The organism is Pseudomonas sp. RIT-PI-a, assembly GCF_001187875.1.
Taxonomy (GTDB): domain Bacteria; phylum Pseudomonadota; class Gammaproteobacteria; order Pseudomonadales; family Pseudomonadaceae; genus Aquipseudomonas; species Aquipseudomonas coleopterorum.
In genome coordinates, this window is record NZ_LGIR01000035.1 from 20,734 (window position 1) to 47,495 (window position 26,762).

The window sequence follows — 26,762 nt, forward strand, 5'->3', positions numbered from 1 at the left end:
ACAGTGGTCGCAAACCACATGCCTGTCTACGTCCGGAACCACTGGTAGGACCAGTTCTTTTCGCCGTAGGGCTTCTCTCGGTGCCTCTACTGGCTTATTTTCAGGGTCTCGCCGACAGTTCCCGGGGAATCCCGGGCAATGGTCCTACCAGCAGGCATGACATGCACAACAAACCTCAGATTGCCGATGTCGTGTGCGAGCGCATCGAACGGCTTATCGTCGACGGCGTTCTCAAGACTGGCCAGTCTTTGCCATCGGAGCGGCGCCTGGTGGAAAAGCTCGGGGTGTCGCGCAATGCACTGCGCGAAGGCCTCAAGCTGTTGCGCGCCCGCGGCATCATCGCCACCGAGCAGGGCCGCGGTTCGTTCGTAGCGTCCTTGTCGCCGGCCAACGATGCCACGCCCTTGATGCACCTGTTCAGCTCCCAGCCGCGAACGCTTTACGATCTGTTCGAAGTGCGCTCGCTGCTCGAAGGCGAGTCGGCCCGGCTGGCTGCGCTGCGCGGTACCCAGGCCGATTTCGTGCTGATCGAACGCAGCTATCAGGCGCTGTTGGCGGCCCACGACCAGCCGCTGGACGCCACACGGCACGCCCACCTGGACCATGCCTTTCACTTGGCCATCTGCGATGCCTCGCACAATCCGGTGCTGGTGCAGACCCTGCGCTCGCTGACCGACCTGCTACTCAACTCGGTGTTCGCCTGCGTGAACAACCTGTACCACCGCCAGCCGCAGAAACAACAGATCGACAAGCAGCACGCCAGGCTCTACACCGCCGTGATCAACCGTCAGCCCGAGCAGGCGCGCAAGGCAGCCGTCGCGCACATCGAAAGTATTTGCGCGAATCTGCGCGAGATCGAAGGAGAGGAGCAGCGTCTGGTCAGGGCGACGATGCGCCTGGAGGGGTGGGCCTGAAGCGCCGAACTAGGCGTTCTTCAGGCACTTGAGGTTGGCAAAGTCCTCGCGCAGCTCACCCAGCTTGCGCTCGATGCGCGTGCGCTGTTCCGGTGTACTGTCGGCGGCCAGCCCCACCATCAGGTCGATGGCCGCCTGCTCGGTGCGTGCATAGGCAACTTTATATTGCGGGGTCCATACCGTTTCACGCTGCTGCAGCAATTGCGCGATCCGTGCCGGGAATTCGGCGGATTGACGTTGCTGCAGGGCGGCCAGCAACTGGTTCTGCCAATGCTCGCGGTTGTCGATCCATTCCCGGTTCTGCGCGCCCAAGCTTTGCGACCAGGCCTGCACCCGTTGCTGCTGCGCATCGGTGAGGTTGCCGAACCACGGGGTGAGACGCTTGTTCATGCGTTTGGCGCGCTCGTCGATCTGCGTCTGCAACGGCGGCTCCACGTATTCCTTGCGGCGCTTGGCCAGGTCGTCGCTCAACGACTGCTGCAACGCGCGGACCTGATTGTCATCCAGGCCCTGCAGCAGTTCCACCGCCGACGGCGTCACCTGCACGGCAATCGCCGAGATCGCCTGCTTCGCCTCGGCCGTGCGTTCGCGCAACGCCGGCGCCGTCACCTGTTGCTCGACGACCATGCGCTGGACCTTGTCCAGCCACTGCAGGTTGTCGGCCAGTTGCGTGGTGCAGTGCCAGCGCAGGTGCTCCTTGAGGCGCTCGTCGAACCAGCTCTTCTGCTCGCGATTCATGTCCAGGTAGTCGTTCATCGACCAGGGAATGATCACATCCAGATTGCGGTAGGCCAGATCCACCCGCGTGCAGCCGCCGAACACCAGACACAGGCCCAGCAGCATCCAGCAGTGCAACAGGCGACGAGAAAGAAGATTCATGGCGGCGGTCCGTGCGATGGCGTTGTTGTGGTTATAGAGCCATGCCGGTGCGTGCGGTTCAGCACGATGTAGAAAAACCCGAGGTCAGAAAAACGCGTGCTGGGCCTTGAGCATGAACATGCTGTCGCACTGGCCATTCTGACCGGAGTAAGCGGCGCAATTGGCCCCGCTCAGGTCCGAACCGCTGTAGATGAAATCCAGATCGAAACTGCCGATGGGCCGTGACATCTGCAGCGACCAGTCATTGAACGCGCGCACTTCCTGCCCTTCGCCGATGGTGAAGGGAGTCGAGAGCTGATGGTTGCTGACTTTCATGGTAAAGCCCACATCCAGCAGCGGCAGGCCACCGAGGTCGGCGAACAGCGTGCTGTTCTGGCCGTCGGGCGTATTGTTGAAGGCGGCACCGAAGCGCCGGTCCAGCACCCGCAGACCGGCATAGAGCGCATGGGTGGAGGGCGCATCCACTTCCGGATAACTGTACTGGATCACGCCGACTTCATAACCCAGGGAGTTGTCGAACGGATGCTTGTAGCCCAGGTAGGAGTCGACTTCCAGATTGCTGGAAGAGGCCAACCCCATGTTGGGCGACCACTGGCCGAAATACACCCCACTGTCGTGGGTCAGATCCAGTCCGCCGTGGAACGAACTGCCGGTACTGGGCTGGACCAGGCCCGCAGCCATGCTGCGCGACGGTGTGGTGCCGAGCTTGAGGTTGAAATCGCCGATGTCACGCTGGATGACCTGGGCGTAGAGAGAAGGGTGGACCGCAAGTCCGGCTATCAATAACCAGCTGGGTCTGAGCATGCCTACCTCCAGTAAGCCTGGACGGCCCGATCTAGAAGGCTGCAAGCATACCGCTCAGGGGCGATGCGAGGCTGCCATTCGTCGATTCGAGGGGACAAGGGTGATGCGGGGAGAAACAGGATGCGGAAGTTTTGCCCGGCGCGGCGGCCGGGCTGCAAACTTACTTCTTGCCTAGGCTGATGTGCTTGGACGGGGTGAAGGTCTGGCCGCTCACGCCCTTGGCAATCTGCTGGATCTCGCCACCGGACTTGAGAAACGCGGCGATCTGTTCGTTGATCGATTCGCTGGTTTCAACGGCGGGGGCGGGCTTGACTTTGCTGTTGGATGCTTTAACGCGCATGGCTGCCATTAACCTGTCAAAAATTAATATGGCCAGGCATTGTACATGATTTATCCATTCCCGGCTGACCGCACGGACCAGTGGTGCCGATCGATGCCGCCGCAGCCCTTTGAAATCAAGGATCTGGCGCACCAACTACCTCGGCGCCAACGGCGCATCGGACGCCTTGCGCAGCGAGCCGAAGGGTTCTCGGGTAGAATGCCCAGCCAGGTGACGAGGAATATTCGAAATGGCTTTAGTCGGGCGCTACAACGCATTGCAAGTGGTTAAACACACAGACTTCGGTCTGTACCTGGATGGCGGCGCGGACGGCGAGATCCTGCTGCCCAACCGCTACATCCCCAAGGATATTCCCAGCGAAGACGAAGACTGGCTGAACGTCTTCGTGTACCTGGACAGCGAAGACAAGCTGCTGGCCACCACCGAAAAGCCCAAGGTGCAGGTCGGCGAGTTCGCCAGTCTCAAGGTCGTTGAAATCAACAGCATCGGGGTCTTCCTCGACTGGGGCCTGCCCAAGGACCTGCTCCTGCCGTTTTCCGAAGAAAAACGCCAGATGAAAGCCGGCGAGTACTGCGTCGTGCACGTGTACCTGGACAAGCGCACCCGCCGCATCACCGCCACCGCGCGCCTGGACCGCTATCTGGACAAAGTGCCGCCGGCCTATCAGGTGGGTCAGGAAGTCGATCTGCTGGTGGTCGAAGAAACCGACATGGGTTTCAAGGCCATCATCAACAACGCCCACTGGGGCTTGATCCACAAGAACGAAGTGTTCAAGTTCCTGCGCTCGGGCAAGCAGGAGAAGGGCTACATCAAGGAACTGCGCAGCGACGGCAAGATCGCCCTGAGCCTGCAGCCGGTCGGTGCCCAGCTGGCCAGCAGCCTGAACGCCCAGATCCTCGACAAGCTGCGCGCCAACCAGGGCACGCTGCCGGTCAGCGACAAGAGCGATCCGCAACTGATCAGCGACCTGTTCGGCGTCAGCAAGGGCAACTTCAAGAAAGCCATCGGCGCCCTCTACAAGGACGGCCAGATCGTCATCCACGCCGACCGCATCGAACTGGTCTGATGCCCGTTGCGCAGCCCGCTGTCAGGGCTGCAGGAACGGCGCGAAGCCGACGCCGCTGCCAGCGGGGCGTACGTCCTTGAGAAACGAATCCTTGTCGGCGCTCAGCTCCAGGCTGACGGTCGACTTGCGCTTGCCGGCGTTGCGCACCACCAGGCCTTCGATGTGCTCGCGCAGGAAGGCGGTCGTCACTTTCACGTGCAGCAGCTGATCGCTGGCAGGGGTGTGCAGCAGCAGGTGAATCCATTCGTACTGGCCGATCTGCAGGCGGGCCACCGGAATGTCGAACCACCAGATGTTGCGCTTTGGGTCCAGCAAGGCGAAATGGCAGTTGTTGACGCCGAGCACCGCGCCACCCAGTTCCTTGTTGCGACGGGCGATGGCTTGGGGTTTGTCGAGTTTCATGAAAATTCCTACTGGTATGACGCTTCGGCACTGACCGAATCCGACCGGCATTCTGCGGGCAAATCGCTGGAACATAAAGCTCCGACCAACCGCCGGTGTCTGCCAGATGACCGCGGCGTCTTTTGCCGCGCAAAATAATTTGAAACTCTGGCGACCCGACGTCGGTCAATTCTTGTGTCGAGACAAGACATTCCTAAATGACCAGGAGACTTATCATGAGCGGCACTTCAGACAAGATCAAAGGCGTGGCCAACGAAGCCGTTGGTAACATCAAGCAAGGCGTCGGCAAGGTCACCGGTAACGAAGAACTGCAGGTTAAAGGCGCAGTTCAAGAGAAGAAAGGCGAAGCACAGCAAGTCGAAGGCGACGTGAAAAACGCCGTCAAAGACACTGTGAAAAAACCCTGAAGTAGAGTGTTCTCTGCTTGAATGAGGTTTACCAACGGTCATCTATCGATGGCCGTTGTGCTATTGGGCAGACACGGACGTACATACTCTGACTGTCGTTTTTCCTGCGGCTTTGCGGTAGAAAGCCGGCTCTGAGCTGCCGGGCCGCAACACGCCTTGCTGCAGTTGCCTGATCCAATCATGTTCTGCACCCACCCAGGCGGCGTATTCGAAGGTTGAGTGGCGCAAGGAGACGCTATGTTATTTCCCCACATGCATAACCTGCCTTTCATGAAGGTCATGGTTCGCACAGTCAAGGAATTCGTCGACGACGAAATGCCGACCTATGCTTCGGCGCTGGCTTACCAGATGCTGTTTTCCCTGTTCCCCTTTCTGCTGTTCCTGATCGCCCTGATCGGTTTCCTGCATTTACCCGATTTCTTCACCTGGATGCGCCTGCAAGCCGATCTGGTCCTGCCGCCCCAGGCGCTGGAACAGGTCAATCCGGTCATCGACCAGTTGCAGCAGTCCAAGGGCGGCTTGCTTTCCATCGGTATCGTGGTTGCGCTGTGGACCGCCTCGGCAGGTGTGCGCCTGACCATGAGCGCCATGAACGCCGCCTACGATGTGGTCGAGGAGCGTCCGGCCTGGAAGCGCATTCCGCTCTCGATTTTCTACACCATCGGCTTGGCCGGCATGCTGTTGTGCGTGGCGGCCCTGATGGTCACCGGTCCGCAGGTCATGCAGTGGCTGGCCGGGCAGATCGGCATGGAAGACTTCATCGTCACCCTGTGGACTATCCTGCGCTGGCCGCTGATCGTTATCCTGCTGATGATCGCCGTGGCAGTGATCTACTACGTGATGCCTGACGTGAAGCAGGAATTCCGTTTCATCACGCCAGGCTCGATGCTCGCGGTGGTGGTCTGGATCGTCGCCTCGCTGGGCTTTGCCTATTACGTGAAGACCTTCGCTGACTACAACGCCATGTACGGCAGCATCGGCGCGATCATCGTGTTGCTCCTGTATTTCTATATCTCTTCGGCCGTGCTGTTGCTGGGCGCTGAGATGAATGCGGTGATCGAACACATGTCGGCCGAGGGCAAGGACAAGGGCGCCAAGGACCCGGATGAACAGGCTCCGGCGGTGGACCAGACGGCCACCCAGCCCAGTGGTGAAAAGGACTTGCGCCCGGAACCTGCCACACCGTCCACAGTGGTTCCTCGCCCGCAACCCTGAGTCGACGCTGTCAGGCGGTGGCCGCCTCGGCCCTCACCAGGGCCAGCAAGTCCTTGCTGGCCCTGTAGCGTTCCAGGCGTTGGGCCAACTCGGATGGCAGCGTGACAGCCTCCTCCAAGCCAGCTCGTCGATAGTAATCGTGCAGCTCAGGTGCGCAGAACAACCATACCGGTCCACCCAGCGAGGCTTGAGCCCCATTGAGCAGACCTCGGCCGTAGCCCTTGTTGCGATGCGCGATTGCCACGTGAAGCCCGGTCAGCCAATGACCGCCGGATATCGGCATGAAGTTCGCCGCCGCGATGATCTCGCTGTCGCGTGCCACCCACCAGCGCGCATTCCCCACACTGCGCATGCGACTTCGTTGCAGCTTGTAGAACTTGTCCAGCAGCGGTCTTGCCTGGGGCAGTAATTCGATGAATTCCACGCAAATGTGTCCTGCTATTACCAAAGCGTCCGGTTTACCCGATCGCGGGAAAAATTGCTTCGTGACGGCACCGACGCTGTAGTAAGGTCCGGGCCTCTTTTTTATGACGGAGATGCGCTGTGCAGCAGCCGATTCGCAATCCACTCTATCTGGCCGGCCTGATCACGCCCCTTTGGCTGGCCATCGCGCTTATCGTGGCCGGCAGCCTGTATCCGGGGTACAGCCATGTCAATCAGGCCATGGGCTTGCTGGGCGCCATCGATGCGCCCACCCACGCGCTCTGGCCCTGGCTCGCTCACTTCCCGCTGGGTGTGTTGTTGATCGCGTTCGGCATTGGCCTGTACATGCGTCATGCCCATCTGCGGCTGGCGCGTCTGAGCGCTTCGCTGGTCATTGTGCACGGTCTTGCCAGCCTGGCTGCCGGCTACTTTTCCTGTGATAACGGCTGTTCGCTGGAATACCCGTCGATGCAGCAGAACCTGCACACCATCGCCAGCGTGATCATGTCCGCGAGCTTGTTGCTGGCCAGTGCATTGTGGATTTTCGTGGCACGCCGCGAAGGCCGCAAGGGGCTTGTCTGGCTGTCCCTGGTGTGCAGCCTGTTCGCTTTGGGCTGCCTGCCGTGGATGGCAGCTGCCATGGACGTGGGTCGTGGTTTCGGGCTGTTCCAGCGGGTCAATTACTTTGCCTCGCTGTTGTGGATCGCCGGGCTGGCCTGGGCGCTGTTCAAGGACGACCGCAGCGGGCAGCTCTGAACGGCTCAGGTCATCATGGCTCAAGTCATCAAGGTGATCCAGATGGCCGCAGCGCCGATCAGTGTGACCATGCTGCCCAGGCCGAGCACCCCGGTCACGTCGGCCGGAAAGCATGCACGACTGATCCCTTCGACACGGCAGCGGTAACGGCGGCGCCGGCTCAACCAGATCGCCCGCGCCGCCATCAGCGGCAGGGCCATCAGGGCCCCGGCAAAACGGCCGTGGGGGGGCATCCCGCGCAGAAAGAACAGGCTCGCCACCCGCATCGCCAGCAGCGGCCGTCCCCAGGCCAGCAAGGGGCGTTCGGGCTGCAGGCCTTCATCCTGATGGCCTGCCTGAGGCAGGCTCATCGCAATACCACAAAGGCAATCAAGGCGGCCGTGACCAGGGCACCGCCAATCGACAGCAGCGGCACCAGCAGCGGAATGGGCAGCGGTTGCTTGTGCCGCATGGCCCGCTCCACGTTCAGCCAGCGCAGGCTGGCGCTGGCACTGAGCAGCATGCCCAGCAGCAACAGGATGACCGCCAGGGTCTTGCGAAACTCCGGCGCGAAGACGTCCGCGGTGAACGCCTCGACGGCGATGCCACCGGCCATCAGCGCCAATGCCGTACGGATCCAGGCCAGAAAGGTGCGTTCGTTGGCCAGAGTGAAGCGGGGGTCGGGCTCGCTGCCGCCTTTGAGCAGGCGCAGCTGTCGCGCGCTTCGCTCGCCGTGCTGAGGGGGGATCCCGGGGTCAGGTCTCGCCATGTGGTTGCCAGGCAGGGTGTGGAAGTAGGGCGATGCTACCACCGTCGCCCGTCGGGCCGTGCACTTTCATCCGCGCAGGCGCTCGAACGGCAACGGGCTCAGGCGGCGGTGACCACGGGCAGGTGGAAGACGAATTCGGTACCGCCTTCATCGCTGGAGCTGACTTCGAGTCGGCCGTCGTGGGCCAATGCAATCTGGTAGGCGATGTACAAGCCCAGCCCAAGGCCGCCGCGCGGACTGCGCACGCTGGGCCGAGCGAATGGCTTGAACAGTTGCGCTCGCACGTTTTCGGCGATCGCCGGCCCCTGGTTATGCACCGCCAGCGTGAACTCCTGATTGGACAGACGACCGCTGACGCGCACATCGCTGTCCGGCGCACCGTGAATGATGGCGTTGGACACCAGGTTCGAGAGCAACTGGCCAATGCGCTCCTTGTCGCACAGCACGCCCTGCAAATCGTCGACATCCATCGAGATGACCCGCTCGGGGTGGATGCGCTGCAGCTCCGAGACCACATGTTCCAGGCTGCGCGTCAGGTCGGCATCGGGTTGCAGGTCGACCACGATACCGGCGCCCAATCGCCCGCGAGCGAAGTCCAGAACGTCCTCGATCAGTTGCGAGGCACGGCGTGCACTGGTCTGGATATGCTTGACGATGCCCACGCTGCGCTCATCGGCGACCCGTCGCTGCAACAGCTCGGCGCCAGCGTTGATCGCGAACAAAGGATTACGCAGGTCATGGCCCAGCACCGCGATGAACTGGTCGCGCAGGTCGGCCATTTCCCGCTCCTCCAGCAGCGCAGTGGCCGTGCGCTGGTGCCGCTCCTCGTTCTCCATCTGCAGCGACAGCAAGCGCGCGAACGACGCCATCATCGGCTCGATACTGGTGCCCCTGAGGCGGGTGGGCCGCGGATCGAGCGCACAGATCGTGCCGAAGAAGCTGCCGTCGGCCCGGAAGACGGGCGTGGCAATGTAGCTTTCGAAACGATAGAGGCGCGGCGTGGGGTGGTTGCAATACACCTCGTCTTCGCTGACCTTGTCGATGATCACGGTCTGATGGCTGGTGCGGATCTCTTGACACAAGGTCGTGGTCACGTCCAGCCCGTCGCCGACTTCCAGGCCCAACCCGATATTGTCGAGCACCGCGCAGGTGGTCCAGGCATTTTCGGTCACACGGGCAACGGCGGCGAAGCGCAAGCCTGTGGTTTCGCAGATGACCTGCAATATGGAAGGGACCGCGTCGATGCGCGCGATGGTGGCTATGTCGGCTGCTGCAGTCGTGCCCATGAGGTGTCCACTGTGGTTGCGCAGGCCGGGACCATTGACGGTCGTGTCCGGGGATGCCCCGATTCTAACGAGGCGTTCGGGGCCTGTAAAAAAATGTTGGACAGCCTGTCGATCAGCGGGCGTGCAAACCTGCTTGATGCCCTTGTCGTGACCTGCGCAAGTGGGCCTGTTGCTGAAGCAGCGGTGTCAATGCTGCCGGCTCCATGGCCTCACCGAGGTAAAGGCCTTGGACTTCCGCACAGCGGTCGTCCTGCAAGGCCCGCAGCTGTTGGTCAGTGCCGACGCCCGCACCGATTACCCTTGCGCCCATGGCTCGACCTAGGTCGATGATGCCTCGCACCAGTCCGCGATCCTGTGGGTTGCTCACCAGACCGGCGACGAAGCGTGGGTCGATCTTCACGGCATCGAATGGGTAAATGCGCAAATACCCCAACGAACAATAACCGCTGCCGAATTCGTCGAGTATCAAACCCACCCCTGATTCCTTCAAGGCCGTAAGGGCCCCCATCGCGCCGTCGGCACAACCCAGCATGACCTGCTCGGCAACTTGCAACTGCAAGCGATTGGCCGGCAGGCGGCTGTCGGTCAACGCATCGCGCACATCGCGGGCGACGTCGCTGCGGCTGAAATACGCTGGCGCCAGGCTCACCGACACCGCAATCGACTGCGGCCAGTGCCGCGCCGCCGCGCACGCTTCGCGTAGCAGCCAGCGCTCGATGGGCACGATCAGGTCGCTGCGCTCGGCCAGAGGCAGAAACGCGTCGCAGGTGAGCATTCCTTCGACCGGGTGCTGCCAGCGCAGCAGTGCCTCGACGGCAATCACCCGATCACCGTCGGCGCTGTACCGTGGCTGGAAGTGCAGCAGCAATTGGTCATGCTGAAGGGCGGAGCGCAGATCGGTTTCCAACTGCCGAAGGTGCTGCTGGCGGTCCAGCGCAGGCGCGAAATGCTGCCAGTAGCCGGGGCCTTGCGCCTGTGCTTCGCCTAAGGCGAGCTGAGCGCAACCGATCCACTCGCGGGCGTCTCCCCGGCTGGGATGATCATGGACCACGCCGATGTTCACCCCCACCTGCAATTGCTTCACGCCGTGCACGATGGGCCTTTGTATATTATCGATCAGGCGCTGGCAGAAACGCTCGATCTCGATCATCACGTCGATGCTGGCGAGCACGATCATGAATTGCCCATCCCGCAGACGGGTCACCAGATCATTGCTACGTGTGCTGTCGCGAAGACGACCGGCGACCGTACGCAGGATGCAGTCGAGCGCAGGTTGCCCCAAGGTTTCGCCCAGCTGCTCGAAACCGGTCAGGTCCAGCAGCAACAGGGTCAAGGGCACAGGACGAAGACGATCGGCCAGGGTCTGATCGAGAAACCGCGTCAGGGCATGCTCGTCTCCCAGCCCCGTCACCGCATCGTGGGTCGAGCGATGAGCGAGCTGAGCCTGGGCGCCGACCTGATCGGTGATGTCGAGCACCGTGCCGCGGTAGCCTGCAATCTGCCCATCATGCACGATAGGGCAGGCGACGATGCGGCAGTGGCGGGTCTGGCCGATGCTGTCGCGATAGCTGCAGCGCAGATGCCCGACACCTGACGAGCCGTCACCCAGTTGCTGCAGCCACTGGCCAGCCGGAAGGGTTTCGCACTGCAATAGCAGCTCGACCGGCTGGCCCAGCCACACATCCCGCGCCAAACCGGTTGCGGTGGTGAAGCTTGCGGAAAGGTAGCTGACACGCAAAAACGCGTCGGTTTCCCATATCCAGTCCGAAGAGGCGTCGGCCAACGCGCGCAGTCGCTCATCGCTGCACCGCAGGGCCTCGTATTCGTGCTGCAACCGAGCATGGTCCTGATCGATGTCACGCAAGCTGCGCAAGGTCTTGCGCAACAGTGCACCGGAAAAGATCAGCACGGCCAGCAGCAGCGCAGCAAGCGTCGGCAGCGACATGGACCACCAGGGTTCGCCACCCGGTGGCGAGGCCTGCACGGGCAAGCCGGCGCCGGCATCGTCGAGCGAGATCACGGGCCGGCCACTGTTTTCGCCCAGGTCTCGCTCCACGCTGGCAGACTGGGTTGCAGTTGTCTGGGCCGATAAGCCATTGGCAGGCTCCGACGCAGTGGGAATACCGAGTACGGCACCGCCGATGATCAGCACACAGGCAAGGATGGGCAGAACGAACGCCAGCACCAGAACCCGTGTGTGGCGTGAGTAGCGTGAGGCATTGGCGGCATCAACAGCATTCATGGGCAGCGGTCCCTGCGAACAGATATTTCCGGGTCCCATCTGGACGTGTGACTTCGGGCCATGGTTCCCCTCGAACGACCAGGCGCCGGTCACCGGAATCCGCCTCACCGATCGGGCCGGAACTCTCACTTCGCACGGCAGGCCGAAAGCGTATGCTGTAGCACGCACCTTTCAACCCGAGGGCTGCATGAGAATTCCACTGCTTTTCGGAGTGCTTGCACTTATGACGTCGTTTTCGCCCAATGCCGAAGAATTGCCCGCCTCGTTGCGCGAGGACGGCCAGTATCGCAATCAGGTGGTCCTGCCCAAGGACGGCTTCATGAAGAAACTGCGCATCGGTATCAAGTACCTGCTGCTGAGCAAGCCACCCGGCACCCGCCCGCAGGCGCCGCTGCCGGTGGAGCAACTGTCGCGCGACCAACTGCTGGCGGCGCCGGACTACAGCCTCTGGCGGTTGGGGCACTCCACCGTGCTGCTGAAGATGGGTGGGGAGTTTCTGCTGACCGATCCGGTGTTTTCAGAACGAGCCTCCCCGGTACAGTGGGCCGGTCCTCTACGCTTTCACCAACCACCGATCAGCATTGCCGACCTGCCGCCGATCAAGGCGGTCATCCTGTCCCACGACCACTACGACCATCTGGACGAACACGCGATCAAGGCGCTGGCCGGCAAGAGCGAGTATTTCCTGACCACCTTGGGCGTAGGTGACCGATTGCTCGAGTGGGGCGTACCGGCCAGCAAGGTTCGTCAACTGGACTGGTGGCAAGAAACCCAGGTCGGCGGCTTGCGTCTGGTGGCGACGCCCGCGCAGCATTTCTCGGGCCGTAGCCTGTTCGACAGCAACAGCACGCTGTGGGCGTCGTGGGTGATCATCGACCAGGGCTTTCGTCTGTTCTTCAGCGGCGATACCGGTTATTTCCCAGGTTTCAAACAGATCGGCGAGCGTTTCGGCCCGTTCGACCTGACCCTGATGGAAACCGGCGCCTACAATGTCGCCTGGCCGAACGTGCACATGCAGCCCGAAGAAACGCTGCAGGCGCACCTGGATGTACGCGGCAAGACCCTGCTGCCGGTGCACAACGGCACCTTCGACCTTTCGATCCATGACTGGCACGAACCCTTCGACCGCATCAGCGCGCTGGCCCAGGCCAAGGGCGTGCCGTTGAGCACGCCGCGCATGGGAGAGCGCATCGATCTGCGTCAGCCTCGACTCGGCGAGCACTGGTGGGAGCAAGTCGATTCCCCGGCTTCCGCAGTCACACCTTGACCGGTCAAGGCATCAGACGTCGGCGTTGGGTTCCTTGCGTGACTTGCCCTTGCCGCCATCCTTGGGTGGCAGACCGCTTTCGCTTCTGATCTGCGCATGGGCGATCAGGGCGAAGATGAAGCTGCCGCCGATGATGTTGCCTGCCAGGGTCGGTGCCGCGAAATCGAGCCAGAAGGCCTTCCAGTCCAGCTCGCCAGCCCACACCAGGTAGGACACCTCTGCCGAGCCCACCACGATGTGGGTGAAATCGCCCAGCGCCATCAGGTAAGTGACGAGGATGATGATCCACATCTTCGCGCTTTCCTGCGACGGGATCATCCAGACCATGGTGGCGATCATCCAACCGGAGATGATGCCCTTGGAAAACATCTGCGACAGGTCGTTTTCCATGACCTTGCGCCCAATTTCGAGAAAGGCCTCGTCGGTCTTGGTATCGAAGATCGGCAAATGCAGCATGACGTAGGACACCAGCAAGGTCCCCATCAGGTTACCGCCCAGTACCACGCCCCAGAGTTTGAACAGCCGTCCGAAATTGCCTGGGCTCGGCTTGCTCATGACCGGCAATACGGCGGTCAGGGTGTTCTCGGTGAACAGTTGCTGGCGTGCAAGAATCACTGCAAGAAAGCCGGCCGAGTAACCCAGGCTGGAGATGACCTTGCTGGCCTCGCCTGCGGGCAGACGGGAGTTGAACAGTCCCATGGCCATCAGCGACAGGCCCATGGTCAGGCCGGCGGCCAGGGCCGACCAGAACAGGGCGGCTACGGTACGCTCCAGTTCATGGTCGCCCTGTATGCGGATGGTTTCATGCAACACCGCCGCGCGGGGCGGCTGGTTCTCATGGACCTCTTCTTTTTCGTCGGCCGACAGGCCAGGCGTCTTGCCGTCTTCTTCAGGGGCATCAAGGCGGGGTTCGTGCTTTTCCATGGAGATTCCTGCGAATGCGGTGGCGCGCGTGCCGGGTGCACGGCTGCCACAGCACAGACCTTCAAGGCACTGAATAAGTTGCGTCACCGCCCGCCAGACATCGGCTACAGGCCGAATACCTCGCGCAGCGCCTTGGCATACGCCTGGCTGCCCAGGGTCATGCTGTTGTTGTGCGTACCGCCGGGCACCAGCAGCAACCGCTTGGGTTCGGCCGCGGCATCGAACAGTTCCTGGCTGAAACGCGGCGGCACATAACGGTCGTCCAGGCCATGAACGATCAGCACCGGAATCTTGATATCACCGATCTTGTCGATGGAATCGAATTTCTCCGACATGATCCAGCGCACCGGCAGCGAAGTGTTGGCCACCGCCGCTGCTGCAGCAGCCAGGTCGGTGAAGGTCGACTCCACGATCAGTCCGGCTGCTTTCGGCTCACTGCCCTCGGCCAGATGCTCTGCCAGATCCACCGCGATCGCGCCGCCCAGCGAATGACCATAGATGAAGCGTCGCTCGGCTTTGGGCTGCAACTGCACCAGGCGCTGCCAGGCAGCCTGGGCGTCCTGGTACACGGTGCGCTCGGATGGCAGATCGCCGGGGCTTTCGCCGAATCCGCGGTAATCGATGGCCAGCACCGAGAAACCCAGCTCGCGCAGCTGGCTGATGCGGCGCACCTGTGCGGTCAGGTTCCAGCGTGTACCGTGCAGGTATAGCACCGCCGGTGCATCGGCGCGCGGCGCCGGCCACCACCAGGCATGCAAGTACTGGGTACTGCTCAGGGCCTTCTCCACTGGAATCTGCAATTCGGTGACGCCCGAAGGCAAGCCTGCGTACCAGCTGGCCGTGCCTGGCTCGATGTTGAACAATAACTGCCGCTCTTTGTAGGCCAGTTGCGAACAACCGTAGGGCAGGCCGACACCGATCGCCAGCGCCAGCAGCAGAAAGGGAAGCCAGCGCCGGCGACGGGGCGCGGTGGTAGGTGTTGCCATGCATGCAAACTCCAAGCGGGTCTCTGCACTGGACCTGAACGGGCCCGACGCTGTTCCCTCGCGAATTGGTTTCAAGTGGTGTCAGCGCTGGCGTAGGCAGCCACCCGGTTGCCATCGGCAGGACGATCTTCTACTGTCCATCGACTACCGATGATCGCGCCGCCGTCGCAGGCGGCGTTTCAATAAAAAGGACAACACATGAAAATCGTGATGGTGGGGGAGGCCGCAACACATCGCGAGGCGCTCTCCGCAGCCCTGGATTTCCCGACGCAGTTCGTCGCGCTGCCCCGCGAGGCCCACGAATCGGACGCCTGGGACGATCAGATCGAAGGTGCCGACGTAGTGGTCTCGATGCGTTTCCAGCGGCGTAGCCCGGCTCCGGCCTTTCGTTTGCTGCACGTGCCCGGTGCCGGGCTGGATGGCATCGATTTCACCGCGCTGCCCGCCGGCGCAACCGTCTGCAATGTGTTCGAGCATGAAATTCCCATGGCCGAATACGCCTTGGCCTGCATGCTCGAACACCAGGTCGAACTGGCGGCCCTGCGAGCTCGCTTCAGTACCGAGCAATGGACGCACGCCTACCTGAAACGCCAACCGCGCGGCGAGCTGTTCGGCAAGACCGTGGTCATCGTCGGCTTTGGCCGCATCGGCCACGCCGTTGCCAGCCGAGCCCAAGCATTCGGCCTGCACGTCATCGCCATTTCCGCACGCGCCAAAGGTGGACGAGTGGACGGCCCGATGGATGAAGCGTACACACCCGCTGAGCTTGACCAGGTGCTGCCCCGTGCCGATTTCGTCATCCTGACCTGCCCGTTGGACGAGCGTACCCGCGGTTCCTTCGCGGTCGCCCAATTCGCTGCGATGCGCCCTGATGCCGTACTGATCAACATCGCCCGCGCCGCCGTGGTCGATGAGGATGCGTTGTACCACGCCCTGCGCGACCACCTCATCGCCAAGGCCTACCTGGATGTCTGGTACCGCTACCCCAGCGGCGATACCGACCCGGTCGCACCCGCTCACCACCGCTTCGAAGACCTCCCCAATGCCTATTGCACGCCCCACGCCTCCGGCTGGACCCAGGGCCTCTTCGAACGCCGCTACGCCTTCATCGCCGCCAACATCAACCGCCTGCACCAAGGCCAGCCCCTCCAGAACGTCGTTACAAACCCCCGTCCCGTCTAACTCCCGACGCGGCGACACACCCGGCCCCCTGTAGCAGCGGCGCGAGCCGCGTCCGGCCACACCGCAACCTCCCTGAACCACCGCACCTGCTTCCCACATACGCCCCAAATCCTTCCTACACCGCAGCCCCCCAATCCCTCTGCCTGGACGCACCACGGCTTCGCACACTGACGCCTCCTCAAGCTGACCGACAAGGACTGTCGTTTATGACCATTGGCTCATCCCACAACCATCCCGCCGACATCGCGGCCACCTTGCAAACCGCCGCCAGCCTGCCTTGGGCCGCTCGTTTTCCCAACCCTCCGGATCTGTGTTTCGACTACCGTCGTCTGCTCGAGCAAACCGGCGGCATTGCTCGCGGCGGTAACGCACAACACCGCATCTGCATCATCGGCGCGGGTGTCGCAGGCTTGGTGGCAGCCCGCGAACTGCTGCGCTGCGGCTTCGAACGCATCACCTTGATCGAGCAGTCGCGCCGCCTCGGCGGACGTCATCTGACCGTGCACCTGGACGGTCCGCAATCCACAGCGCCCTCCACGCCTTTCGAAATGGGCGCCATGCGCATGCCCTTTTTCAATCGCACGGGCGAGGCACCCGCGCAGGGCCGCTCATTGATGGCGTACTACTCAGGGCTATACGACCTCAAAACCTCGGACTTCCCGAATCCCGGCACGCCCTTCGTGCGCTCCACTGGTATTTATCTGCACGAAGGCCAACTGATGGGGGAGGGCGAACCTCGGTTGCTGGTCTGGAATAACCTCGACGGCAATACCCCCCCGCCCACCGCCGTGTTGCAGGCCGTCTACCAGAAATGGAAGCTGTTCGCCGAGCGGATGGCAACGCAGGTCGCCGCCGTGTTTGGCAGCCAAGCATGGCCGGCCCTGTGGTCTGCCATCGTCACGCGCTACCAGCATGTGCCATTCCGCGAGCTGGTTCGCTCTGCCGCCATCACCGCCTGGGATCCCGGCAACCCAGGAGACTTCGGCGGGCTGGGCATGTCGGCCGACGAGTCTTCGATTTTCTACGCCATCGGCATAGGCGACGGCAGTTGGGGCGCCTTCTACGACGTCTGCAGCCTGTACCCGCTGCGCACTGCGATCTTCGGCTTCAGCAGTCACCTGCAACTGGTGCATGGCCGCGTCGATGGCCAAGGCAACCCGCTACCAGCTCCTTTCCAAGCTGAGCAAGCCGTGACCGACTCCAAGGGCGTGGCGTTCGCCACACCGCGCTACCTGGGTCTGGCCGCGCTGGATGAGTGCCTGATGTTCATGCCCCTGGAAGAGGGCGCTCGCTCGCCTTACGAGCGATTGCGCCAGCAGCCTGCCGGCCTGATCACCGACAGCCCCGTGAATCGCCTCACCCGACTGGCCGATGGCAGCATAGAAGTGGGCTACCGCTGGCATCAAAGCGACGCACTGGCCAGCCGGCAAATCACGGAGCAGTTCGACTCGGTCATCGTCACGGTGCCCTCCTGGATCCTCGAAACACGAATCCAGGTGGAAGGCTTCACCTCGGCCATGCTCCCCCAGGCCACCATCAATGCCTACAAGACCGCGCATTGGGAAACCAGCTGTAAAGTCTACGCCCCGCTGAAGAAAACCTTTCTGTCGGCCCATCGTGACATCCCGCAGATCCTCGTCACCGACAGTTTCGTACACGACGTCTATGCTTACCGCTACAACGACAACTATGCCTACGACTGCATCCTGCTCAGCTACACCTGGGAGGACGATGCGACCAAGCTGGCGGCTTTCAGCGATGCCGAGCTGGTCGACAAGTGCATTCGCGAGCTGGACCGCATCCTGCTGCGCTGCAGTAATGTCGGTTCACGTATTTCTCCGTTCATCGACACCGCCAACGCGTGCGTGCAGCGCTGGGTCACGGACCGCAATGCCCTGGGCTGCGCCAAGCTCTACCGCGCCGGGGCCTACCAGGATGCAGTCGGCCTGATGAGCTACAACCGCGACTACAGTGCTCGATCTGGGCTGTACCTGGCGGGTGAGTCCTTTTCGGTCGACGCCGGCTGGACCGAGCCGGCCATGCGCGGGGCCGTCGATGCGGTGATCAACCTCTGCGCCAACCAAGGTGTAGCGTTCAACGGCGGATTCGATCTGTCCCATTACCCTCGGTATGGCACTGAGTCCTGAATCCGATCGAGTCCGTAGGCGTATTGAACGACTTTGTACGGTTGGCAGGATTACTCCTACACCAGCTTGGGAATCGTCCTGTTTTTTAACCCAGACGAATGCGTTTCTATGCGGAGGCAATCCAAAAACAACAAAAAGGTGCCTCCATGTCCTCTGCTTCCGCTATCAGCCCCGTGCGGGTCGCTGTCGTTCAGTTCGATCCGCAATGCGGTGTCGACCACCGCACGTTCAACCTCTCCCATAGCCTGCATCTGGCCCAGCGCGCCGTGGCCGAAGGTGCCCAGTTGATCGTGCTGCCCGAATTGGCCAACACCGGCTACGCCTTCCGCAACCGCGAAGAAGCGTTCGCGTTGGCCGAGACAGTGCCTGAAGGACCCAGTGCTCAGGCCTGGATCGAGTTTGCGCGCGAACACTCGGTCTACCTTGCCGCTGGCCTGGCAGAGCGTGACGGTCACAAGCTCTACGACTGCGCCGTGTTGGTCGGCCCCGATGGTTTCATCGGCAAGTACCGCAAGGCGCATCTGTGGAACCTGGAAAAGCTCTGGTTCAGTCCCGGTGACCTCGGCTTTCCAGTGTTCGAGACGCCCATCGGGCGCATCGGCCTGATGATCTGCTGGGACGTCTGGTTCCCGGAAGTACCACGTCTGCTCAGCCTGCAAGGAGCCGACATCATCTGCAGCCTGAACAACTGGGTCTGGACGCCACCGCCGCTGTTCGATGAAACCGGCAAATGCATGGCGTCTTACCTGACCATCACCGCCGCCCACGTCAACAACACCTTCATCGCCGCCGCCAACCGCATCGGCACCGACCGCGGCGATCGCTTCCTCGGCTGCTCGTTGATAGCCGGCACCAACGGTTGGCCGCTCAGCGAAGTGGCCGGCGCCGAAGAGGAAACTATCCTCTTTGCCGACATCGACCTGGTCTCGGCACGCAGCGCACCGATCTGGAACAGCCTCAATGATCTTCCACGCGACCGCCGGGTCGACCTGTACGGCTCGATGCTGGGCTATGACCGCCATGCTGCATTGCCGCGCTGAGGAGGACTGTCCATGGATACCTCTCTGCACGACACACCAACGCGCGCATCCAGCGGGACTCTGACAGGTTTGCTGGTGCTGTCTCTGGCGATCACGCTGACCGTGATCAGCGGCAAGCTGCTGGCTGTCGATGCGCTGTGGCCCGGCTATGGCGACATGATGGCTAACCTCCACCATCCGGCGGCCTGGTGGCGCTGGATAGTCGGTGATATCAGCGAAGTGGCGTTCTACAAACACGAGTTCGCCTCCATCGGCCTGCTCGCCGGCGCCGGGCTGGGCTGGTGGGCCAATCGCACCGGCAAACGCTGGCAGGGTTTCGCAATCTGCTACGGCACCGGCCTGTGGCCATGGGTGGTGACCAGTTCGCTGCTGGGTCTGGGCCTGGGCAACCTGCTCTGGGGCTGGACGCTGTCGGCCGATACCTGGCAGCCAACCTTCGTCGCCTTCGTTTCCATGCCGGCGGCCACCGTACTGCTGTTCGGCCGTGGCTGGCGTGTGGCGCTCACTGGAGCCGTCATGGGCGCCGTGCTGATCACGCCAGCCTGCCTGTTGATCGTCAAGTACGTGTGCACCCCGCTGGCCTTGCCGGTGGTGATCGGCAATGTCACGGGCATGGCAGTGGGCAGCGTCATCGGCTTCCTGCTGTGCAAACGCTTCCCGGCCCTGGTGAAGCCCGATGCGACGCCCTCGACAGCGCCACCGGTGGTGGCCGCGACCCCGGACTACGGGGTGCGCTGGACCTTCCGGCGCATCCTTGCCGACTTCTCCGAGGCGCCGTTCTTCGGCAACGAGTGGGCCAGCCTGGGGTTGGTGCTGGGCGCGCTGCTGGCCCTGATGCTCAATCCGGCCAGCCCGTTCTACGGTTCCGGCTGGCTGTTGCAGTTGTTGGCGGCGCAAACCCTTGCCTCGGCACTGGGCGTGCTCATCTGGCGTCATCAATGGATAGCCCGCGGCTGGTACCCGACCTACATACCCGTGGTCTCGGTAGCCCCCGCCGCGATTCTGGTCCATGGTGGCAGCCTGCCGGTGATCATCCTCAGTGCCGCACTGGGCGCATTGCTGGCGCCGCCACTGGCCGTCGCCATCAGTCAGCGGTTACCGTCCTATATGCATGGCTACATCGGTAACGTGCTGTCCATGGCTATCAGCACCTTGCTCATCCTGCCACTGATCGGCCTGATCATCGGCAGTCCCAACCTTTGACGGAGAACCGCCCATGGCTCTACCCAAACTGTCCGTAGGTGCCCTGGGCGGCACCATCAGCATGCAGGCCCAGCCCACTGGTGCAGGTGTTCAGCCCAGCCTGAGCGGGCAGGGCATGGTGGATCTGCTGCCGCAACTCACGTCTCTGGCCGAGGTTCAGGTGCACACGCTGAACCTGTTGCCCAGCGCCTCCCTGAGCTTCCAGGCGTTGCTCGATGCCCTGGATTGGGCACGCGGCTGCATCGCCGCCGGTTCGGTGGGCGTGGTCATCAGCCAGGGTACCGACACCTTGGAGGAGGCCGCATTCTTTCTCGACCTGCTCTGGGATCTGGACGAGCCCCTGGTCCTGACCGGCGCCATGCGCGCGGCATCCCATTGCGGTGCCGACGGCCCGGCCAACCTCCTCGCCGCAGGGCAAGTGGCGCTGGCTGAACGCAGTCGTGGTCGTGGCGTGCTGGTGGTGATCAACGATCAAGTGCACGCCGCATCGCGAGTACGCAAGGTCGCCGCCTTGGCAATGGATGCCTTCGCCTCGTCGCCCTTCGGCCCGGTTGGACTGATGGTCGAAAACCAGGTGCATTACGCCGCTCCACCCCCGGCTCGCCACTGTGTGCCGTATCCCACTCGAACCGATCACAGCGTGTTGCTTCTGGAAGCAGCGTTGGATGCAGACACCCTCTTGCTCGACAGGGTCGTCGACGTCGGGTATCAAGGCCTGGTCATTGCCGGCTTTGGCGCTGGTCATGTTTCGCAGCGCTGGGCCACCTGCTTGCAGGCCATTGCCCAGCACCTGCCGGTGATAGTCGCTACCCGCACCGGCCAGGGTCCCACCGCCAGTGGCAGCTACGGCTTTGTCGGCGGCGAAATCGATCTGCAAGCCAAGGGTGCAGTCATGGGCAGCTTTCTCTGCCCACGCAAGTGCAGGATCCTGCTTTGGACCCTGCTCGGCAGCGGCCAGCAGGGCGCCCTGCAAGCCTACCTCGCTCACTTGGGCGACTAGGCCGCGGCAGATCCGGGGACATCGTCGACGCTGGCGGCTACAATGCGAGCATTCTTTTGATGACCCGATCGAGCAGACCATGGCCTACAACATCAGCAACGACGCGCTGACCGACGAACAACTGGATTACGTGGAAGAGGTGCTGGGGCAATACGCCAGCGAAACATCGGTCGGCAGCATTTCCGAGCTCGACGGTTTCTTTGCGGCCATCGTTTCAGGTCCACAGGCGATCGCCTTCGACGACTGGTACGCAGCGCTGTGGGGTGGTCCCGACCAACTGCCGGTCTTCAAGGACGACAAGCAGTTCCAGAAATTCTTCGATCTGCTCATCCAGCACATGAACCAACTGGCCATGCTGCTGGAGGAAGACTTCGAAAACTTCGCGCCGATCTTCAATCTGTTCGACGATGAGGAAGTCGTCAGCGTCGAGGACTGGTGCTACGGCTACGAGCGCGGTGTCGTGGTGGGCGGCAGCTGGCTTGATATGCCCGACCAGGAACAAGACCTGCTCGCGCTGATCACCTTGCACACACAGGGCGTCGACCTGCTCAAACGCGACGGTTCGGGCGAAGAGCTGGATGCCGAAGAAGCCATGGAAATGATCCAGATGGCCGCGATCCGTCTGCACCAGTATTGGTTCGAGCGTCGTCCGAGCAACACCCCGGTCATCGCCGAAACCAAAGCCGGGCGCAACGATCCCTGCCCGTGCGGCAGTGGCAAGAAATTCAAGCAGTGCTGCCTGCATTGAGGATCGAACACTGCGCACCGATTGCAAGTGGGTGATTTTTTTACCATTGGCGGCAAATTGCCGTTGACAGCGGCGCGTCAATCCGTAGAATTGCGCGCCACAGCAGGCACGTAGCTCAGTTGGTTAGAGCACCACCTTGACATGGTGGGGGTCGTTGGTTCGAGTCCAATCGCGCCTACCAAACAAATCCGCTCTGCTGGGCGGTGCAGAAGGGCGATCCGAAAGGGTCGCCCTTTTTCGTTTACGCGCAATAGGCTTGCACGCACTTGCCCCAATGGCCTGTGGCGCGCATTATTCCGATCATTTCCTCGACTTGGCCCATTGCATGACTCACAGCCCGGCCCCATCGCCTATCGACGAGTCCGAACGTCTGGCTGCGCTCGAGCATCTGAGTGTGCTGGACAGTCCTCCGGAGCCTGGTTTCGACGATATCGTCCAATTGGCAACGCAGCTGTGCGCAACGCCCATTGGCCTGGTGTCGCTGGTGGACCGCGAACGTCAGTGGTTCAAGGCCTGTGTAGGGCTCGACGTTTCCCAGACCCACCGCGATCTGGCGTTCTGCGCCCATGCCATTCTGGCGCCCGATGCCGTGATGATAGTGCCGGACACCCATCTCGACCCGCGCTTCAAGGAGAGCCCGCTCGTCTTGGGCCCGCCCTACATTCGTTTCTATGCTGGCGCGCCGATCATCACGCGCCAGGGCTCGGCACTGGGCACCGTCTGCGTCATCGACACCGTGCCGCGCACGCTGGAGGTGTCGCAGTGCAATGCCCTGCAGGCCTTGGCAAGGCAGACCGCAGCACAACTGGAGCTGCGCCTGCTCAATGAAGAGCGCGAGAAACAAACCCTTGCCCTGTCCCGTCAGTTGGACAATGTGCTGGGTGAGCAGCAGCAAACCTTGTCGACCTTGCGACATGCCCAACGCATATCCTCGTTGGGTCAGCTCACCGCCGGCATCGCCCACGACTTCAACAATCTGCTGCAAGCGGTCAGTGCCAGCCTGCAAATGACCCGTATCAAGGCACGCAAGCCCGTGGAAGTCGAGCGCCTCACCGAGATCGGTTTGCAGGCCGTGCGGCAGGGCGCCCAACTGATCCACCACCTGCTCGCTTTTGCCCGTCGCGAAGAGCCCAGCGTGCACGCGGTGAAGCTCGACGAGCGGATCGAGCACAACAGCGATCTGTTCGGCCGCGCGCTGGGCGCCACTATCCAGGTGCTGCTGGATCTGCAGGCGCCCGCCCAGGCAGTGATGTGCGACGCCCATCAACTGGACGCCGCCTTGCTCAACCTGCTGGTGAATGCCCGCGATGCCCTGCGCGGTGCCGGACAGATTCGAGTTGCAACCTGTCTGCGAGCGGTCCGCGGCGACGCGCAGCTGACCGATGGTGACTACCTTTGCCTGAGCGTTGCCGACGACGGACCAGGCATCCCTGAAGACGTACTGGCTCAGGTTTTCGAACCCTTCTATACCACCAAGGGCTCAGGGCAGGGCACGGGGCTGGGTTTGTCGCAGGTATACGGCTTTGCCTTGAGTGCCGATGGCATCGCACGGATCGAAAGCCGAGCGGGCGAGGGCACCACAGTCACCCTCTGGCTGCGTCGCACGGAAACGGTATAGCCAATCGCTTACACGCGGTGGCTACAATCGCCTCTATTGCGATCTTCACCACAGCAGTATTCTAGCCTCACTAACTGAGACGAAGGATACGACTCAGGGTCATGGACGACCGGCCATTGCAAGGAAGCTGCTGACAGGATGTTGGAATGGCTAGACAAAAAACCCGCTTCGGCGGGTTTTTTGTTGGGCGCAGTTTTTCTCTCACATCGCGGCAGGACTTGTCTGCCGCGATGGCAGATCAGGTTACTTGCCTGCCACGATCCGCTTGACCATGGCGGCGTGACCACTCGCATCGCTGGCACGGGAAATCACCTGGACGACCGACATGGTCTGGCCTGATCCGGCCACAAAGGTGGTGGTCATGGTTGCACCGCCACCCATGGTCGCAGTGCTGTCTATCTGCTCCACACCCAGCTTGCGCAAGGTGATGCGCTTCTCGGCCGTTTTCTTGAAATCAGGCAGTGCACTTGCCTGCTGTTCGATGAAGCCGGCGGTGGCGCCGGTCAGGAATTCATCGTCGTTGTCGGCGGCATGCCCACCCTTTGGAATGGGTAGTTCGGTGGTCACCACCACACGTTTCTCACTGTCGTTCATGTACATCATCCCCTTGGCGCCCGCCGCATCGCTTTTCGGATCCGCAGGAGGCAGTGGGTTGACGGTATAGCCAGCTGGCAGGGTAAACATGAATTTGCCATCAAGCGTCTTGACGGTCTGTGTCTTCGGCGCGCTCGGTGCTGGCTTGGCGGCCCAGGCCACATTGGCCAGGCCCAGCGTTAAAGCGAGAAACAGGCAGGTGCGGCGCATTGACGAAACTCCAATAGGGTCAGGAGTGGGATCCTACTCCAGACCCATTAGCTTGAGAACGCGTGTGAACCTTACTTGTCCAGCGCCTGCACCAGCTCATGAGCGAACCTGACTCGTGCTTCGTTCGGGTAATTCTTGTTGGCCAGCACAACCACGCCGATTTTCTTCGACGGTACGAACGCCACATACCCACCAAACCCGTTGGTGGCTCCCGTCTTGTTGATCCATACCTCGTCCAGCGGCTGCAGCGGACTTGTAGGCTGGGTGGTCAAGGCCACTGCGTTGGAGTTGCCTTGCACCAGGGTGTCGAGAGCGACTGGATAGCCGTATTGTTCCCAGATCAGTCCCTGCGTCATGCCGCCTACCCTGAAGTAGCCCTGCTGCGTGGCCTTCAGCGCTTCACGAAGTTTCGCCGGAACCGTCACCGTACCCATCTGTGCCTGCAGGTAGTGAAGCATGTCTCGGGCACTGGACTTGAAACCATAGGCCTCATCGGCCAGTACCGCAGGATTCAGCCGTACGGGCTGATCTTGTTTGTCGTAACCCTGCGCATACAACGGCAACTGGTCGGCGGGTACATCCAGATAGGTATGGGCAAGGCCCAGGGCCGGAAGCAGTGTGTCGTGCACAGCCTGGGCGAAGGAAACATCCATGCTTTTGGCAGCGATCAGTCCGAGCAGGCCGATGCTGGGGTTCGCATAGCTGCGCTGGGTACCCGGCGCATAGCTGGGTCGCCAGTTGCGAAAGTACGTCATCAGTTGCGCATCGTTCTGGATGTCATCCGGCAGTTGCAAAGGGAATCCGCCAGCACTGTGAGTGCCCAGGTCGGCCAGCGTCACCTGATCCAGCGGTGTGCCGCGTAACGCTGGCAGATATTGGCCAGGATGATCGCTCAATGACAGCTTGCCATTGGCCTGTGCATAGGCGGCCAAGGCGGCAGTGAAGGTCTTGCTGATCGAGCCCAGCTCGAACAATGTGTCTGCAGTGACAGGTGTCCGTGCCTCTCGTGAAGCCAGTCCATAGTTGAAGAACATCTGTTGACGCCCATCGGTCACCGCGATCGCCATGCCGGCGATGTTGTACTGACTCATCAGGGACTCGGCCCGAGCCTTGACCAGGGTTTCGACTGCGGATGGCGCAGCCTGGACGCTTGTCCCCGTCCACGCCGTCGCGAATGCAACCAGGCATCCAATGGTCATGAGTGTGCGGGATCTACCCATGAATGACTCCTTTGTCGTTTTGATCGGTACTGATTGTCTCTGTCTAGACGCTCTATTATCCCGGCATCTCGCTTTCCCGTGCCAGCCGCTATGATGGGGCGTCTGTGAAAACGCCGCGAGGAATCATGAAATCAACAACCTGCATGCTTCTGGCACTGCTGGCTCCGTTGTACGCCCACGCCGCAGGCGACGCTGTGGCCGGTCGGGCCACATTCGAAAAGAACTGTGGTGGCTGCCACAAGGTTGGCCGGGGAGCCCAGGCCGCCTTCGGCCCGCAACTCAACGGAGTGATCGGCCGTCCCGCGGGAAGCACGAACGACTACAGCTATTCAGCCGAAATGAAGAACTCGGGCATTGTCTGGACTCCCGAGAAGATCGCAGCCTTCGTCGAGGCACCCAGCGATGTAGTGCCCGGCACCAAGATGCGCCTGTGGTGGTTCGGCAACGACCAAAAAATGGCTGACCTGCTCGAGTACCTCAAGAGTAATCCGTAGGACAGGTACCACGCGGTGGGATTGGGCAGGGGACTGACATTTAGGCGGCATCCTACAGTTGAGTATGAAACCCCACCCTTGGCAGTCTGGCCCGTCTTCGTATCATTGAGCGCTTCCATCACGGAGGACTGAATGGCGAAGGTGACAGTATTGATCGGGGTGGCAACGTTGTGTCTTGTGGCCTGTGCACCGAGCGGGCAGTACCCGCACAATGGAATGAATACGCCGGATCCCTGGCGCAAGGGGCCGGCCGCGTACCGTGAACTGCCCATGGGCGACCCAAGGCGGCAGCACCTGTGCCAGTTGGAGTCGAGTCGACCTGAGTGCGAGCTGGTTCCACCAGGACCGTAAGGCGCCAAATGGTCAATTGATCCACAGCCGTAAAAAACTTCCCGCGTGTTGTTGACTCCTCTGCAAAATCTTGTAATATGCGCCTCCCGCTGACGAGCAATCGAAAGCGCAAGCGGTTGAAGTTGTTCGAGATTCTCAAAAAACTTCAAAATAAACGCTTGACAGAATATGAGGCCAGCGTAGAATGCGCGCCTCGGTTGAGACGAAAGAATCAACCCACCGCTCTTTAACAATTGAATCAAGCAATTCGTGTGGGTGCTTGTGAGTTAAGACTGTTAGTCAACAAGATTATCAGC

The 26,762-nt window shown here is 61.8% G+C and carries 27 protein-coding genes and 1 tRNA gene; 15 read left to right on the forward strand and 13 right to left on the reverse strand.

Features of this window, described 5'->3' with window-relative positions; all coding sequences use genetic code 11:
- Positions 1–161: 161 nt before the first annotated feature.
- Complete coding sequence (gene glcC / locus AC788_RS20950; RefSeq protein ID WP_049862484.1) at positions 162–914, forward strand: transcriptional regulator GlcC; 753 nt, start codon at positions 162–164, stop codon at positions 912–914.
- Between the two features lie 9 nt (positions 915–923).
- On the opposite strand, the gene AC788_RS20955 is transcribed toward glcC, so the two are convergent.
- The 3 genes from AC788_RS20955 to AC788_RS20965 all read right to left on the reverse strand — a co-directional run bounded on the left by AC788_RS20955 (position 924) and on the right by AC788_RS20965 (position 2,946).
- Positions 924–1,793 carry a DUF6279 family lipoprotein gene (locus tag AC788_RS20955; protein ID WP_049862485.1) on the reverse strand — a complete coding sequence of 290 codons (870 nt, stop codon included), beginning with the start codon at positions 1,791–1,793 and terminating at the stop codon, positions 924–926.
- Positions 1,794–1,877: 84 nt separating this feature from the next.
- Positions 1,878–2,597, reverse strand: coding sequence for a TorF family putative porin (locus AC788_RS20960; protein WP_049862486.1), 720 nt, complete (start codon positions 2,595–2,597; stop codon positions 1,878–1,880).
- 160 nt (positions 2,598–2,757) lie between these two features.
- The gene (locus tag AC788_RS20965; protein WP_177327984.1) at positions 2,758–2,946 is read right to left on the reverse strand and encodes a hypothetical protein; all 189 of its coding nucleotides are present in this window, start codon (positions 2,944–2,946) and stop codon (positions 2,758–2,760) included.
- Positions 2,947–3,166: 220 nt separating this feature from the next.
- Here AC788_RS20965 and AC788_RS20970 point away from each other — a divergent pair, with 220 nt between their 5' ends.
- Positions 3,167–4,003, forward strand: coding sequence for a CvfB family protein (locus tag AC788_RS20970; RefSeq protein ID WP_049862487.1), 837 nt, complete (start codon positions 3,167–3,169; stop codon positions 4,001–4,003).
- A 21-nt stretch (positions 4,004–4,024) separates the two neighbouring features.
- Here the strand turns inward: AC788_RS20970 and AC788_RS20975 are convergent, their stop codons facing one another.
- Positions 4,025–4,405: a hypothetical protein gene (locus AC788_RS20975; protein WP_049862488.1), complete on the reverse strand. Its 381-nt coding sequence runs from the start codon at positions 4,403–4,405 to the stop codon at positions 4,025–4,027.
- Between the two features lie 215 nt (positions 4,406–4,620).
- Here AC788_RS20975 and AC788_RS20980 point away from each other — a divergent pair, with 215 nt between their 5' ends.
- Positions 4,621–4,812, forward strand: a complete 192-nt coding sequence (locus AC788_RS20980) for a CsbD family protein (protein ID WP_049862489.1) — start codon at positions 4,621–4,623, stop codon at positions 4,810–4,812.
- A gap of 237 nt (positions 4,813–5,049) precedes the next feature.
- Entirely contained in the window at positions 5,050–6,027 is a 978-nt protein-coding gene (locus tag AC788_RS20985; protein WP_049862490.1) for a YihY/virulence factor BrkB family protein, read from the forward strand.
- A gap of 10 nt (positions 6,028–6,037) precedes the next feature.
- On the opposite strand, the gene AC788_RS20990 is transcribed toward AC788_RS20985, so the two are convergent.
- A complete protein-coding gene (locus tag AC788_RS20990) occupies positions 6,038–6,451 on the reverse strand; it encodes a GNAT family N-acetyltransferase (protein ID WP_152965782.1) in 414 nt (137 codons plus the stop codon).
- A 119-nt stretch (positions 6,452–6,570) separates the two neighbouring features.
- On the opposite strand from AC788_RS20990, the gene AC788_RS20995 reads away from it, so the two are divergent.
- Positions 6,571–7,206, forward strand: a complete 636-nt coding sequence (locus AC788_RS20995; protein ID WP_082223741.1) for a DUF998 domain-containing protein — start codon at positions 6,571–6,573, stop codon at positions 7,204–7,206.
- 20 nt (positions 7,207–7,226) lie between these two features.
- Here AC788_RS20995 and AC788_RS21000 read toward each other — a convergent pair whose 3' ends face one another.
- The 4 genes from AC788_RS21000 to AC788_RS21015 all read right to left on the reverse strand — a co-directional run bounded on the left by AC788_RS21000 (position 7,227) and on the right by AC788_RS21015 (position 11,482).
- Complete coding sequence (locus AC788_RS21000) at positions 7,227–7,556, reverse strand: DUF202 domain-containing protein (RefSeq protein ID WP_049862491.1); 330 nt, start codon at positions 7,554–7,556, stop codon at positions 7,227–7,229.
- Positions 7,553–7,954, reverse strand: a complete 402-nt coding sequence (locus AC788_RS21005; RefSeq protein WP_049862492.1) for a YidH family protein — start codon at positions 7,952–7,954, stop codon at positions 7,553–7,555. The genes AC788_RS21000 and AC788_RS21005 overlap by 4 nt, the downstream gene beginning before the upstream one ends.
- A 98-nt stretch (positions 7,955–8,052) precedes the next feature.
- Positions 8,053–9,240, reverse strand: coding sequence for a GAF domain-containing sensor histidine kinase (locus tag AC788_RS21010; protein WP_049862493.1), 1,188 nt, complete (start codon positions 9,238–9,240; stop codon positions 8,053–8,055).
- Between the two features lie 112 nt (positions 9,241–9,352).
- Entirely contained in the window at positions 9,353–11,482 is a 2,130-nt protein-coding gene (locus tag AC788_RS21015) for a putative bifunctional diguanylate cyclase/phosphodiesterase (protein ID WP_049862494.1), read from the reverse strand.
- 187 nt (positions 11,483–11,669) lie between these two features.
- Between AC788_RS21015 and AC788_RS21020 the strand changes: the two genes are divergently transcribed.
- A complete protein-coding gene (locus AC788_RS21020; RefSeq protein WP_049862495.1) occupies positions 11,670–12,749 on the forward strand; it encodes an MBL fold metallo-hydrolase in 1,080 nt (359 codons plus the stop codon).
- Between the two features lie 12 nt (positions 12,750–12,761).
- Here the strand turns inward: AC788_RS21020 and AC788_RS21025 are convergent, their stop codons facing one another.
- Positions 12,762–13,673, reverse strand: coding sequence for a formate/nitrite transporter family protein (locus AC788_RS21025; protein WP_049862496.1), 912 nt, complete (start codon positions 13,671–13,673; stop codon positions 12,762–12,764).
- A 104-nt stretch (positions 13,674–13,777) separates the two neighbouring features.
- Complete coding sequence (locus AC788_RS21030) at positions 13,778–14,659, reverse strand: alpha/beta hydrolase (RefSeq protein WP_049862497.1); 882 nt, start codon at positions 14,657–14,659, stop codon at positions 13,778–13,780.
- 198 nt (positions 14,660–14,857) lie between these two features.
- On the opposite strand from AC788_RS21030, the gene AC788_RS21035 reads away from it, so the two are divergent.
- From AC788_RS21035 to AC788_RS21070, 8 genes are all read left to right on the forward strand, one after another.
- The gene (locus AC788_RS21035) at positions 14,858–15,841 is read left to right on the forward strand and encodes a 2-hydroxyacid dehydrogenase (protein WP_049862498.1); all 984 of its coding nucleotides are present in this window, start codon (positions 14,858–14,860) and stop codon (positions 15,839–15,841) included.
- Positions 15,842–16,047: 206 nt separating this feature from the next.
- Complete coding sequence (locus AC788_RS21040; RefSeq protein WP_049862499.1) at positions 16,048–17,988, forward strand: flavin monoamine oxidase family protein; 1,941 nt, start codon at positions 16,048–16,050, stop codon at positions 17,986–17,988.
- A 146-nt stretch (positions 17,989–18,134) separates the two neighbouring features.
- The gene (locus AC788_RS21045) at positions 18,135–19,028 is read left to right on the forward strand and encodes a nitrilase family protein (RefSeq protein ID WP_049862500.1); all 894 of its coding nucleotides are present in this window, start codon (positions 18,135–18,137) and stop codon (positions 19,026–19,028) included.
- Positions 19,029–19,040: 12 nt separating this feature from the next.
- Positions 19,041–20,231 carry a hypothetical protein gene (locus AC788_RS21050; RefSeq protein WP_049862501.1) on the forward strand — a complete coding sequence of 397 codons (1,191 nt, stop codon included), beginning with the start codon at positions 19,041–19,043 and terminating at the stop codon, positions 20,229–20,231.
- A gap of 13 nt (positions 20,232–20,244) precedes the next feature.
- A complete protein-coding gene (locus AC788_RS21055; protein WP_049862502.1) occupies positions 20,245–21,231 on the forward strand; it encodes an asparaginase in 987 nt (328 codons plus the stop codon).
- 79 nt (positions 21,232–21,310) lie between these two features.
- On the forward strand, positions 21,311–21,979 hold the full coding sequence (locus AC788_RS21060; RefSeq protein WP_049862503.1) for a UPF0149 family protein: 669 nt from the start codon (positions 21,311–21,313) through the stop codon (positions 21,977–21,979).
- Between the two features lie 104 nt (positions 21,980–22,083).
- Positions 22,084–22,160 (forward strand) — tRNA-Val (locus AC788_RS21065).
- 144 nt (positions 22,161–22,304) lie between these two features.
- Positions 22,305–23,597: a sensor histidine kinase gene (locus AC788_RS21070; protein WP_049862511.1), complete on the forward strand. Its 1,293-nt coding sequence runs from the start codon at positions 22,305–22,307 to the stop codon at positions 23,595–23,597.
- Between the two features lie 243 nt (positions 23,598–23,840).
- Here the strand turns inward: AC788_RS21070 and AC788_RS21075 are convergent, their stop codons facing one another.
- Both AC788_RS21075 and ampC read right to left on the reverse strand, forming a co-directional pair.
- Positions 23,841–24,401 (reverse strand): hypothetical protein, encoded by a 561-nt coding sequence (locus AC788_RS21075; protein WP_049862504.1) that lies wholly within the window; start codon positions 24,399–24,401, stop codon positions 23,841–23,843.
- Between the two features lie 71 nt (positions 24,402–24,472).
- The gene (ampC, locus tag AC788_RS21080; protein ID WP_049862505.1) at positions 24,473–25,621 is read right to left on the reverse strand and encodes a class C beta-lactamase; all 1,149 of its coding nucleotides are present in this window, start codon (positions 25,619–25,621) and stop codon (positions 24,473–24,475) included.
- Positions 25,622–25,746: 125 nt separating this feature from the next.
- Here ampC and AC788_RS21085 point away from each other — a divergent pair, with 125 nt between their 5' ends.
- Positions 25,747–26,115: a c-type cytochrome gene (locus AC788_RS21085; RefSeq protein ID WP_049862506.1), complete on the forward strand. Its 369-nt coding sequence runs from the start codon at positions 25,747–25,749 to the stop codon at positions 26,113–26,115.
- Positions 26,116–26,762 lie beyond the last annotated feature (647 nt).